This window comes from uncultured Campylobacter sp. (assembly GCF_937997535.1).
In the GTDB taxonomy this organism is placed as follows: Bacteria; Campylobacterota; Campylobacteria; order Campylobacterales; family Campylobacteraceae; genus Campylobacter_B.
This window is the reverse complement of record NZ_CALKTT010000003.1, coordinates 52,861-66,008: the sequence shown is the minus strand read 5'-3', so window position 1 is coordinate 66,008 and position 13,148 is coordinate 52,861. Positions and strand designations below refer to the sequence as shown.

At 51.7% G+C, this 13,148-nt stretch carries 10 protein-coding genes; all 10 read left to right on the top strand.

Features of this window, described 5'->3' with window-relative positions; genetic code table 11:
* The 10 genes from Q0117_RS00475 to Q0117_RS00430 all read left to right on the top strand — a co-directional run bounded on the left by Q0117_RS00475 (position 1) and on the right by Q0117_RS00430 (position 13,133).
* Entirely contained in the window at positions 1-363 is a 363-nt protein-coding gene (locus Q0117_RS00475) for a hypothetical protein (protein WP_297921057.1), read from the top strand.
* Complete coding sequence (locus Q0117_RS00470; protein ID WP_297921054.1) at positions 360-716, top strand: hypothetical protein; 357 nt, start codon at positions 360-362, stop codon at positions 714-716. Before Q0117_RS00475 ends, Q0117_RS00470 begins: the two co-directional genes overlap by 4 nt.
* On the top strand, positions 700-1,056 hold the full coding sequence (locus Q0117_RS00465) for a hypothetical protein (RefSeq protein ID WP_297921050.1): 357 nt from the start codon (positions 700-702) through the stop codon (positions 1,054-1,056). The genes Q0117_RS00470 and Q0117_RS00465 overlap by 17 nt, the downstream gene beginning before the upstream one ends.
* Positions 1,037-1,456 carry a DUF5675 family protein gene (locus Q0117_RS00460; protein WP_297921047.1) on the top strand — a complete coding sequence of 140 codons (420 nt, stop codon included), beginning with the start codon at positions 1,037-1,039 and terminating at the stop codon, positions 1,454-1,456. The genes Q0117_RS00465 and Q0117_RS00460 overlap by 20 nt, the downstream gene beginning before the upstream one ends.
* On the top strand, positions 1,453-1,893 hold the full coding sequence (locus Q0117_RS00455; protein ID WP_297921044.1) for a lysozyme: 441 nt from the start codon (positions 1,453-1,455) through the stop codon (positions 1,891-1,893). Before Q0117_RS00460 ends, Q0117_RS00455 begins: the two co-directional genes overlap by 4 nt.
* Positions 1,886-2,515: a hypothetical protein gene (locus Q0117_RS00450; protein ID WP_297921042.1), complete on the top strand. Its 630-nt coding sequence runs from the start codon at positions 1,886-1,888 to the stop codon at positions 2,513-2,515. Before Q0117_RS00455 ends, Q0117_RS00450 begins: the two co-directional genes overlap by 8 nt.
* Complete coding sequence (locus Q0117_RS00445; protein ID WP_297921039.1) at positions 2,512-4,089, top strand: hypothetical protein; 1,578 nt, start codon at positions 2,512-2,514, stop codon at positions 4,087-4,089. Before Q0117_RS00450 ends, Q0117_RS00445 begins: the two co-directional genes overlap by 4 nt.
* Positions 4,090-4,167: 78 nt before the next feature.
* A complete protein-coding gene (locus tag Q0117_RS00440; RefSeq protein ID WP_297921036.1) occupies positions 4,168-4,410 on the top strand; it encodes a hypothetical protein in 243 nt (80 codons plus the stop codon).
* Positions 4,411-4,467: 57 nt separating this feature from the next.
* Entirely contained in the window at positions 4,468-5,340 is an 873-nt protein-coding gene (locus Q0117_RS00435; protein WP_297921033.1) for a hypothetical protein, read from the top strand.
* On the top strand, positions 5,340-13,133 hold the full coding sequence (locus Q0117_RS00430) for an LPD23 domain-containing protein (RefSeq protein ID WP_297921030.1): 7,794 nt from the start codon (positions 5,340-5,342) through the stop codon (positions 13,131-13,133). Before Q0117_RS00435 ends, Q0117_RS00430 begins: the two co-directional genes overlap by 1 nt.
* Positions 13,134-13,148 lie beyond the last annotated feature (15 nt).

Genomic DNA, 13,148 nt, shown 5'->3' with positions numbered 1-13,148 from the left:
ATGTTTAATTTTAAAATTTATCTCGGAATCATCGGCTTGCTGATCGTAGCTATCCTTGGGTTGCTGGCCCTAAATCACTCCCGAGCAGGCACGATCGAGGACTTGCGAAAAGAGCTTGCCGCCGCTGTTGCGCAGGGGCAAATTTATGCGGCGAATTTAAGCGAATGTAACGCAAAGATCGATCTACAAAACGAGAGAGTTAAAGAGATGGCTCTGCAAAACGAAAAGCTCAAAGCCGCGGAGCCGATCATCAAAAAAGAGATAGAGAAGAGATACAAAAGGATAGGGGCGCCGACAAAGGACGCAAAATGCGAAAAGAAGCTGAAATTCTATGAGGAAATATTCAGGGAGATGGGCAGATGAAAACAGGACAGCTATATATGCCGCAGTATTCAAAGCCTCTGCGCAAGACGTTTTTGCTCGACAGAAACTACCAAAAAGAGCTAGCTAAGCATAAGCGAGAGTATATCATTAGATTTATTCTTTTTCTGATAGGGCTGGCTCTGTGCGTTTCTCTTAGTGGGTGTGCGGCGAAACCTGCGCCGATGGTAAGGACGGAATACAAGGACGTCCTCGTTCCGATAAGGTGCAAAGTAAGCCTCCCTGTAAAGCCTAAATTTGATTCAAGCAATATGCAAAGCGCGGTCGAGCTGGCAAAATACTATCAAACCTGCGAAGCGCTCCTGAAGGAGTGCGCGAATGTGGGGGACCGATAAAGAAGTGTGGAACTACATACTTGTAGGGATCATAAGCTTTTTGGGCTCGATGCTGGGGATCGGTAGCGGAAATATGAAGCTGCGAGGATCGGGCGGGCAAAAGGTCATATCGTGGCTGGTAGCGGTGGGCTCATCGATGCTGTTTGCTTTCGTAAGCTACGCGGTGCTGAGCGAGTTTATGCCCGGTAGCCCCAAATCTTGCATAGCTCTTAGCGGAGCGGTGGCTTGGTTTGGCGCCGATTGGGTCAGAGCAAAAATAAATAGCTTCTTGTCAAAGAAGATTAAAAATTTAAAAGATACGGATTTTGAAAGGACAAACTATGAAGATCAAGATAAATAGATTTAAAAATATCTATGACGGCACCATAGGAAAGCTAACGATCACGGACGACGGGAAAAGGCTTTTTGAGTGTTTCACCCTAGAGCCTGCGGGACCCGATACGACCGAACGGGGCACGGATAGACGCATACCTGCGGGGCGCTATAAAATGGAGTGGCACAATAGCTCAAGACAAAAACGGATGTGTCCGCTTCTATACAACGAGCTGGTGCCGAAAGATAGATACATTCTGATCCATACGGGCAACATCCCGCAAGAAACATCGGGGTGTATCCTCTTGGGCGACGGACACAACGCTGCAGGGGTTACGAACTCGGTGCAAACATACAACTCATTTTTTAAAATTTGCATAGGTAAACACATAGAATTCATCGAAATCACAAACGAGGAGGGGATATGAGCCTGCTAGAAAATATCAAAGCTCACGAGGGATTTAGCACGCGAATATACAAAGACAGCGTAGGTAAACCCACCGTGGGCTACGGCTTTTTGGTAGCCGCTCTTAGCCCTGACGAACTCAAACTCAACGGCGGCAAGGCGGAGCCGATGAGTAAAGAGGTAGCGGAAAAAATCCTAAATTTGAAAATTGCTAGGCTGCGAAAGCGAGTGCCGGAGTGTTTGCCGTGGCTGGCTAGCAAGCCGCAGGGCGTGCAGGATACCATCCTCGAAATGGCGTATCAGCTAGACATCGCAAAGCTGCTTGGCTTTAGATATACCCTGAAATGCATCGAAGCTGGAGACTACGCGCAGGCGGCAAAAAACCTACGCGCAAGCTTGCTGTATCGCCAGACCCCAAAGAGGGTCGAGGATTATATAAGGGGACTGCAAGATGGCTGATTTTAAAGAAGCGTATAGCGAAATTTATAGGCGCGTGCTCGGCGATACTATGGCGGCAGATACGCCGTATCAAAAATTCACTGCTAAGATCGATGAGTACATGCAGCTTTATGGACTGCATAACGATAGGAAATTCGATATGCTCTGTAACACCCTAGTGTCAATGACGCAGAGCGTAACGACGAGCAGCCAAGAGATCGCCCTGCGACTTCTAAGCGAAAGCGAGGAGTTGCCTTTGCGAAAACAGCAGCTCGAAGCTCAAACGAATTTGCTCGGCAAACAGATAGAAACGGAGCAGCTCAAAATCGATCTGCAAAGGCAGCGAATGCCGCTTGAGATAGAGCAGCTCAAGCTTCAAAAAGATATGCTCGCCGCCCAAATCGACAAGACAAGGGGCGATCTAGCCCTTGCCAAGGCGCAGCAGGAAGCAATAAATAGGCAGGTCAAGGACAACCGCCTAATCAAAGGCGGCAGCGTAATCGGCGACTTTTTGCAAAACACGCTCAACGGCGGCTTGACGGTGCCTTCGGACATGAACAAGGCTCTTTTCAACATCATCGCCACTCTACTCAAGGATGAGCTAACGAACATCATGCCGGGGAACTTCGAGATCAAAAAATGAGAACCTTCATTGCCGTAAACGATAGCCTAGACATCGCCTCTCGCGATGACTTCAACCCCGTAAATCCTCTTGCGGGGCAGAACTTCGATATATTCTACGCAGGCAGCGCGGGATATATCGCAGGCACGAAGCCCTCGCCGAACCTCGAGGGGCTCTTTATGGAAAACGGCTCGGTAAGCCTTAGCGATACGATTTTGTCTCTAAATGAGGACTTTGCGGCGTTTGCGCTAAGCCCGATTTCGAGCGAGCTGAATATAGGCGGACACGGCAGCGCGGCGTATGAACATATCAAACAGGCGGTGCGAAAGCTACAGCTAGGATTCGGACTATTGCAAATCCCGCAAAGCTCCTTTTCTTCGTCCGCCCCCTCGGGCGGCGGCGGCACGGGCGTGCGCGAGATCGAAAGCGAGAATCTGCGAAGAATCGCGGGTGAGATCGGGCAGTATTACGGCGGCGCTACGGGGCGCTATTTTGCCGAATCGCTGATCAATTGGAAATTTAGCTCGGACGCGCTCGTGGACGCGGTATTTCAAGACACGATAGGCGCGATCGCGGATTACGCCGGCAAGCTGATCTCAAGAGGCGGCACGATAGCCTCAAATATCGGTGGCTTCGGCACGAGCTTTTTAATCAAAGAGCTATTTATGGAGATTTACGAGGTCGCCACGGGCAAGGATTTAAGCTTTGGCTTCGGCGGCGAGAGGCTGGCAAATTTAAAAACGGGCGGCGCGGGGCTGAATGTGTATTCAAAACCCCTAAGCTTTGCCGAGTGGCTGGATTCGCTATTTAGCAATACCACGGAACTCGTGGATTCAAACTTCCGCCCTGTCGGAACCTACAACTCAAGCACGGGGACGTATTCGCTTTTCAGCGGTGCGCAATTCAACGCTCGGGGCGAAAGTATCGGCTACGTAGGCGGCGCGGCTTTTGGCTTGGCGCTCGCGACTCTAGGCTTTGGGTATGCGCTAAGCTCTTTACAGGCTCGCTCGTCCGCGGCGCTTGCCTCTGCGGTTTCGCTCGGCGCGATGGTGGCGGGCTTTGCCGCTGCGGCGCAGGCGCAAAAGTCTCTAACCTACGGCGGATACACCTACCAATCAAAAACGAATGAGTGGCGAGCTCCGAGCGGAAAAAGCATAAGCACGAACACGCTTGCGGGAGAGATACCGGAGAAAAAAGAGCTTGCAAACCATCCGACGAGCCAATTCGACGGAACGAACGATAGCGAAATAGATTACGTCAGTAGCATGACGCCTCGGTTTAATATGTATTGGGAAGTCACGCCGTGGAAAGAGGTGCGCGCCGTCATTAGACTCGTCGATCTTGATCCGGAGGAGGTATATGACGCGTTGTATATTCTTGCAGAATTTTATCAAAATTTATCGTTCTATACCGCATCGTTTCAAGTGCGAGGGGAGGCGGAAAGAGCCTATGAGGAGGTTCACAGAGCTTTGGAGCGGTTTAGGATCGCCGAGGCGGAGCAGTATGAGTTTTTGCTTGAGCGGATCGCAAAATATGAAAAACGAAGCCGCCGCAAGGGCGGTAAAAGCGAACTATACCCCATAATCTACCTATAAATTCGGCGCGCCGAAGTTTATAAAAATAAGGATTTTTGGGGCTAAGATCAATAGAAATTCAGTATGAAAGGATAGAAAATGTGGGACTGGCTAAAAAACGTCAAAGGTAGCGACGTATTGACCGGGCTGGGTGCGTTGGCGGGCGGCATCGGTAATGCTTACGCCGCAAGGCAGCAGGCCAAGGCCGCGGAGCGGACATACAATCTCAATGCGGATCTTCTTCGCGAGGAGAGGGCGAGAAAGAAGCAGGCGCAAGCGGCGCTCAATAGCGCTTGGGATGCCTCGCTGTGGAACGCGACGCCGTCCGCATCCACCATCTAGGGCTAGAAATTTATAGGGGCGGATGAGCCCGCCCGCAAGGCATAAGGAGAGCAAAAAATGGCATATTTTGACATCAGATATCTGCGAGAGCCGAGTATAAATCGCGGTGCGGCTCTAGGGCAGGGGGTCGCCGCGATCGGCGATAGCCTAACCAAGCTCGGCGAGCTTGGACACGCCAGAGAGAAGCTCGACGCGGATCTCGCGCGTCAGGCGCGAGCGGAAAAGATGGAGGCGGATAAATTCGATTGGCTCAAAAACATGGATACCAAAAACTACGGGCTGAAAGAAAAGGAGCTCAACTACGACATACTCAAAGGCGATAGAAGCTACGGGCTTGAAAAACAGAAGCTTGATCACACAATCTTTAAAGACAATAGGGATTATAATTTGGGCGTCGCCAAGCTTAATGCCGAACTCACCGAGCAAGGGCGAAAGCGTATAGAGGACGCCGAGAAAGCGAAAGCCGAGAGGGAACAAGACGCGATAGGGATAGCAGCGATGAGGAAGAAGTTTCCAAACGCCACAAAAGGTATGTCAGACGATGAGATAAAATTTTTCGTGAAAAAGAATTTTAACTCGCTGAACGATATGGAGCAAAATTATTTCAAACCCACTATCCCAGTCGATAGTGCTATCGCGCAAACCATGTGGGACGAGGGCGTAGTGACCCAAAATCCAAACGGAGGTTTTTATATATCTCCTCTGGGTAAAGATTTGATCAAGACAAGAAACGAGATTGAGACTCGCCAAATGGAGCAGCTGGGCAATCCCGATAATCGTCTCTCCAATATCAAAACGCTGGTAGGCGGAGGGATGAGCTTTAGCGATGCCAGTGCTAGGGTAGATAAGGCGATTGAATGGAAAAAGAAAAATCCTAACGCCAAATTTAACTCCTCGCTTGATAGCGATATGGACGACGGAGCGAACTGATGACTGCAAGAGATTTTTTGGGCAACGAGCGGATCGCCGAGCTTGAAAGCAAGGGCTACAGCCCCGAGTATATCAAAGCTCTTGCAAAGGAACAATACGAGGCGAAAAAGAAAGAGCTTGCGGATAGCGGCGTGCGAGAGGACATCGCAAAGATGGCGATCGCTCAAAAGCTCGACGCGGATAATGCCAAAAAGCTCAATGACGAGGCTACGGCAAGCGCATCGGATAGGTTTCTTAGAAACGTTTTTGATGCCAGCGGCGATGAAAAAGCGGTAGATGAGGCGGATCAGAGATGGAGAGAGCTCAACCCTGATAAGATCGACATCGCAAGTCGCGTGGGACGTCTGATAAACAGGATCAATCCCCTAACCATAGGCCCTAAAATCACGGGCAAAGCGGCGGATATAAAGCAAAACGGACTTGCCGCCGACAGCCTTGATAAGGACTTTGCGTTTTTCGCGGGAGCCGGCAAGCTCCCAAATCAATTTGGCCGCGCCGTAAATACCGCGGGCGAATGGGTGTCGGACAAGGCGGGAGCCGAGGGTGCGAAGCAGTTTTTCGGAGAAAACCGCAAATTCTTCGACGATAACGTAAAGGAGCTTGATAGGATAATCGCCGAAAATAACAAAGAGTGGGGAATGCTCGGCGAAGCGCTGATCGATCCTTTAAACGTCGCGCCAGCGGGGATTTTCACTAAGGGCGCCAAGGTGGCGAATATCGCAAAAAGTGCGGGCACGGGCTTTGCTCTAGGCGTAGGAATGAACGAGCTAAGAAACGCGGGGGACGATAAAATTTCCACCGGGCAGCGGCTCGGAGACGATCTTTTAAGCGGTCTGGTGATGGGCGGAGCCAATGCGCTTTTTAGCGCCCTTTCGCGCGGTAAAGTAAATAATGTCTCAAACCTCGCGGAGGATCTGCGCGGCACGTCAAAAGCCGCAGACGCAGGGCAAAAAGCCGCAGACGGCGCGGAGGGTGCCGCAAAAGCGGCAGATGATGCAGCGGTGCTCGATGATGCTCTGGACGGGCTTGGAGGAGCGCAAAAAGAGGGCGCGGGTTCCGCTTCGCAAGAGCTCAAGGCAAGCGATGCAGCGCAAGGCGCCCAAGAATCAAAAGCGGGCGAGCTCGCGAAAACGAATGCGAGCGATGCGGCAGGGGGCGAGCAGAGCGCGGCTCGTGCGGTGGACGATGCTGCGGCGCAGACAAATACAGCTTCCGCCCCGCAGGGTGCGCAAGAGATCAAAGCCGCGGACGGAGCGCAGGAGATCAAATCGTCCCCGTCCCCTGCGGCGCAGGGCGCACAGAATGCCGAAGTCGCGAGCGGGGCGCAATCAAATTTTGAGCCTCGCGAACAGGTAAGGCAGTATCTCAAAACCCAAAACGTCGCAGATGACGCCGCCGATGAAATTTTGGGCGAGCTTGAGCGCGGCGCGAGCCGCTCGGCGCATTTGAGCGAGAGCGCGTTTAAAAAAGTGGACGAGCTTTATGAGCGCGCAAACCGCCTTGAGTGGGCGAAAGAGTATCAAAGACACGTCGCCGATCGTGCGAGCGAGCTAGCCCAGATGAGAGCGGACGGCATAGAGCGCTTTGCCGCCATGCAAAGAGAGGCGGAAAAGATAGCAAAGGAAAATCCTACCCTTTCAGCTCGGGCGCAGAGAGAACTTCTAAACTCGCGCATAAAGCCCAGCGAGGCGGAGCTTCGATATACCCGCGCCTACAACGACGGCGCGGACGTCGATCCTATGTATGCCGGGCAAAATTTCATTTGGCGGGTGGAAAATGACATCAAAGCGCACCCCTACACTACCGAGCAATACGGCGCGCGCTTGGCGAGCAAAGGTTTCGCTCCCGACGTGCAGGCTGCGGCGATGCAGGCATACGACGACGGAGATATAAAATTTCTAAAAAATTATATCGACGCCAAAGTCGCAAAAGCCGAATACGACGACATCGTAAACAATCAAATGAAAGATTGGATCATCAAAGACGGCAAGATAAGGAGAGTGCAAAATGGCAAAGCAAACGCAGACGCGGCGTATCGCGGAGTCCACACAAACGGCGCAGGCGCTGGCGGAAAAGATGAGCGAGTATCAAAGGGCGTTTCTGATCTCGGCGATACTCCAAGCCGAGCGGAGCGGGGATCGGGAGGCGATGCGCAGGTATCATCGCAGCGCGGATCTGCTGCTATACTCGGCGGCGAGGATGCAAAAAATGCCGCGGGCGATGAGCTCGTGGGACGATACGGGGCCGCTTCAGGCGATAGCGCAGCTGATGCCGCAGCTTCAAAACAGCGAGTGGTTTCAGCACAAGATGCGGCAGATCAAGGCGGCGCAGCGCTAAACCTCGATCTGGCTGTGCGTAATTTGACGCGAAATAAAGACTTGGCTTTACGGATTGATCCGAAAGCCGATCTCTTATCGATTGTGAACGATTTTAAAACGCCTATTAAAACGCCGATATTCGAGGCTAAAATTTCGGTAGATAAGATGCTTAATCATTTGGCGGAGAAGGCGGACGGCGAGCGCAGATTAGAATATATCAATCTAATCAAGCCGACGCTTCAAAATCCTATTTTTATAACAAAAGAGGGTGATAGATACAGATTTTTCAAAACCTTTATCGATGAGAAAGACAAGACGTTGAAATTTTTAAGCGTCATAGAAAACGACAAGGGGGAGTTTATAGGCATAACCGCGACGCCTCTTAGGAATACGGATTTAAAAAATATAATAAAAAACGGGGATATAATTTGGGGTGGGGACACGCTCTCTGGCCTAAGCGCCCCACAAGCGACGAAAAATCAAGGGCCAGACATCGCTTCTGATAGTATAGCGAAAAGTCCGAAAAATAGCAATATGCAAAGCGGCTTCGTGCGCGCCGATCTGCCGGCTCATCTTGCGGGAGGGCTTAGCGGCGGCGCGCTGGGCGCTACCGACGAGGAGGGCAAATTTAGCCCCGAGAGATTTGCGGCGGGCTTCATCGCAGGGCTCGGCGGCGTCGCGGTGATCCGCAAAGGCTTTCGCGCAAGTATGAAAGCCTACGCCGCAAAGCAGGCAAAGACCTATCCAACGCTCGCAAACGATCGTCCCGATCTTTTCGCGCAGGCTCTAAGCGACGAGATTAGATCTCGCGCCAAAACGACGCTATTTAACGCCGCCGAGTTTGCAAAAACAAAGGTCGCAAAAAAGACTGGGCTTGATTTCGAGCCTCAAATTTTTGCAGGAGAGAAAGCCTACGCCGAGCTAAAATACGCCCCCGTGAAAGCGGATAAGCTGAGCAAAGCGCAGGCTATGGCGAAAGAGGGAAAAAATGAGCTAGAAATTTGGCGAGATACGGGCTGGTTTCGGGACAAAGACGGCGCTTGGAAATTTGAGATCGGCGACGGCGACGCCAAGCTAAATCCTAAATTTCAAAGCGGCGGCAAGCTAGGCGATCTGCTAAAGCACGATGAGCTATTTAAGGCTTATCCCGAGTTAAAGGACGTAAAGGTTGTAAAGATGCAAAGCGACGCTCCGTCTGGTGCGATGCTTGCAAAAGATGCGGGGCAAAAAGAAAAGCGCGGCATCTACAACGTGACCTACAATAATAAAATAGCAACCTACGTAAGGCAAGACCTAGATCAAATAGAGGGAGCTTTAAGATATGCGAGGGGCGATAGAAGCGAGGGGGCAAAGCATATAAAAATAAGACACCTTAACAATGAGGGCAGCGAAGGATATGTAAGCCAAAAAGAGCTTTTAGATTTAGGCGAGAGCATGCGTAAATATTTAGCAAAGTATAAAGAGCCCTTTATAAATAAACGCAATGCTAGAGTTTATGAATGGCAAGACGACAAGGGGGTGAGATTTAGGCTCGTAGCAAGTAACAAGTCCGCAGGGACGCCTTACACGGCCGAATTACCTCGACCTGCGGACCTTGAGGATATTATAACCTTTTACTCTGACAGAAATCTTAAAAAGCCTATGGAATTTGAAAACCCAAAGGTCAGATATGACGCAAATTTGCAAAATTGGCACGAGCACAGCGCGCCTATCACCAAGAACGCGGACGGAAGCCCGAAAGTGTTTTATCACGGCAGCTCCGCAAAGGACATCACGGAGTTTAAAGGCGAGTTTGATAAGAGCGGATATGGGTTTTGGTTTTCGCAGGAAAAAGAGATTGCGAATGAATTTAGAGAACACGGCAAAATCTATAAAGTCTATCTAAAATCAAACAACCCTATCGATCTATCTTTTCCATATAGCGCAAAAGCGCAAAAGCTTCTGGACGAAGCCGAAGCCAAAGGGATAAATACCGAGCTCTACCCCGACAAACAAAGCGACGGCTTTAAAAAATTTTTGAAGTCGAAAGGGTATGACGGCATAGTTATGCAAGACATCGACGGAGTGGATGCGAAGCCGTATCTTATCGTCTTTGACAGCAATCAGATCAAGCACGTCAAAAATAGCGGTGATTTCAGCGCAAGTCCGAATATCTATCAAAGCGGCGAGGCGGGGTATTTCGACCCGCAAAGTGGCACGATCGCCCTTAAAAATTTAAACGACAGATCCACGCTGATGCACGAGATCCAACACTGGGTGCAGAGCAAAGAGGGCTTTGCAACGGGCGGCACTCGCGGCGATGCGAACTACGCGAAGCTGCACGGCGAAGCGGAGGCTAGAAACGTGCAGACGCGACTAGGCTTGGACGATGCCGCAAGAGCGAGCAAAGACCCGCTAAGCACCTTTGACGTTAGCCCGGACGATACGATCGTTTTGCGAGACGGCGGCGTGAACGCAAACGAGGAGCCGCTTAAATTTAGAGCAAGCGAGATTGAAAATATAGGAGGCGAGATCAAAAAGCGCCGCCCAAACATCGAGCAGGAGGTGGAGCAGAGCGTAGAGCAAATTTACAAAGACAGCTACAAAGATCACGACACCGCGGGCGAGGTGCTGGATGCCGTAAGGACGGGCAATTTCGACGCGCTCTCGCAAGGGGTGCAGACGAATCTAAGCGAGAGCCAACTCGCGCGGCTCAAAAAAGACATCGCAGGCGCCAAGCTAACTCACATCAGCCGCGACGGCTTCACATTCAAAAAGCGCGGCAAAAATGGCGACGAGCAGATGATATTCATCGATATGGATCAAAGCGGCAGAGCGCGCATCAACGCGTATTCTAAGGCTCATATCGACGAGAGCATTCGCGCAAATGAAACGATGTTCGATCGCCTCTTCGGCGGCGATGAGGCGCTGAAAAATTATAGCTTTGAGACCAAAGCTAAATTTCTGAACGAGCCCGATCCCATCAAGGCGGAGGAAATTTTAAAAAGAGCCGACAAGAGGGCTTTCAAAGCCAAAATCGCCCAAGAAAGCAAAGCAAAGCAGGAGAAATTACAAGCCGAATACGACCGCGCAGCGCGGCAGGCAGATCCTTTTAACCCCGATATGCCTACGATGAACGATCTGCTAGGCAAAACGGACGCGCTTTTGGGATCATACGGCGGCGCGGACGGCAAGTGGGCGCAGTTTGTCGATACCCTTTGGCGAAAAGGGATCAACAAGTATGAAAACGCGGTAGATCGCATCTTTGAGGGCGAAAATACCCCCGCTTTGGTGAAAAGGGGGATGAGCGTCCTTGATCTGCGAAACGCGGCAAAGCGGCAGATAGACGGCGCGATCGAGAGTTTTTTTCGCGAGAGCGCGGCGATCAACGCACAGGCTCGCACTGCGGCGAAATATCTCGATAAATTTAATACTGCGCAGAGCGAACAGCTATTTAACGCTCTGGATGGAAAGATAGCTAAAGCCGATCTCCCGCAGGAGCTGCAAGCGACCTATCAAAAACTACGCGATACGATCGATAACAACGCAAACGAGCTCATCAAAGCGGGCGCCCTCAAGCAGGAGAACAAGCTCACCGACTACATCGGACACTACTACGACGAGTATATGCAAAACGAGCGCGGCAAAATAAGCAGGACGCTAGGCAAATTTTACGCTCGTAAAGACCTGAGCGAGGCGCAAAAAAGAGCTCTTGGGCTTCGCACAGACATCAGCTTCGTAGTCGCAAACACCCTCGCAAAGCAGCGCACGCAGCTTCTCAAAGCCCGCGCGCTTGAGGGTATCGCAAACCGCTTCGGGCTCGACGAAATCCCCGCCGGCGCAAGGCAGGGACAATACGTGCGGATCAGCGACGAAACGGTCGGAGGCGGCATAAAGAAATTCGGCGCTCTGGGAGGCAAATACGTCCCAAAAGAGGTGGCGGAAGCTTTGAAAAGCACGCAGGCTCTGGGCGGACAGCTCGGCGCGCTTGAGAAATACTGGCAGCCTCTGATCGATCATATCAAGGTGAACGTGACGGTCAAAAACCCGTTCACGCACGTTTACAACGTCGCGAGCAATGCCGTGCTGGCGTTTTTGCACGGCGACGAAAAGGCTCTTGCGAGCTGGGCGCTTTTGGGTCGGCAGCAGCGGCAGGAGTATTGGAAGCTCGCGCGCCGCTTGGGACTAGATAGCGCTATGGACGATCTGGAGGGTGCGATCAAGGGGCTAAAGCCTAAAAATGATAGCGAGGCTTTCGGCGTGCTCGGCAAGGCTATGGACTTTCTAAGCACCGCAGGCAAAAATATCTACATGAGCGAGGGCTCGGCGCTTGGTAGGGCGGCTAGAAAGGCTTATGCGTGGGAGGATGAAATTTTCAAGATTGCGCGATTTAAAAAAAATCTCGACGCAATCGCCGCAAAGCGAGGATACGCCGCGGGCGATCTAAGCAAATTCAGCGAAAAGGAGCTTGCTGCGGCGATGAGTGACGCGCAGTATCACTACGTCGATTATAGCACCCATTTCAACGGTTTCTTGCGTAAGAGCGACAAGTGGGGATTGATGCCGTTTTTGCACTACTCCGTCAAATCGACGCCGATGGTGATCAAGGCGATCCTCAAAAACCCGCATCGTTTCGCGATGATGCAAGCCTCTTTTATCGCCGCGGACGCCGCGGGGCTATCGCTAAGCTCGATTATCGCAGATACTGAAAAAGAAAACCTAACCAAGCCAAAATGGGCGCAAAGCTCAAAATTCCCGAACGTTTTCGGACTCAAAACGTGGGCGAGGATAGGGGATAGCGATACCTATTTCAACGCGGGACGAGCCGCGCCCGGCTTCCGTTTCGACGATGTTTTCGAGGGCGGCTGGGGCTTCGTGGGCGGTCTAGTCAATATCGCAAGCGGCAAATCGACGCTGGGCTACAACATCACATCCGAGGACGATCCAAAGGCCGTGAAAGTCGCCAAGAGCGTCAAAGAAGCTGCGAAAAACTATCTACCTACGCTTACGATCGGCAGATACGGGCAGCAGCTCGGCGAGCAGGCTCTTTCAGACATCACGGGGGATAAAGATTTCGCGCCGAAAGACTACAACAAGGACGAGCTGGGATACGCGGGCATCCTGAAGCGAGGCGTGGGCGCGCGCCGCTTCAATCAGCAAAAGGAGCTCAACGCTGAACTCGGCAAGCTACGCAAGCAAAAGATGGAGCTCGAATACGTCAAGGTGCCCGATAGCAAAGACGCCGACAAGGTCGAAAAGGCGGTCAAGCACAATGAAAAACTTGAAAAGATGAGCGCTTCGGAGAAAGCCGAAAAGCAGAAGCAGATCGATCGGAAGCTTGAAATTTTCAAAGAGGTGGCGGACGCGGAGGGCTTCGAGTTTGATGTGCAGAGCCTCAAGCGGCTACGCGACGAGAAAAAGCAGCGCAAATTCGCGCCTAAGAAATTCGATCCCGCGCTAATCTCCCGCCCGCAGATCGGGAAGTTTTCGCAATAGTAGCCCGCCGCGGCG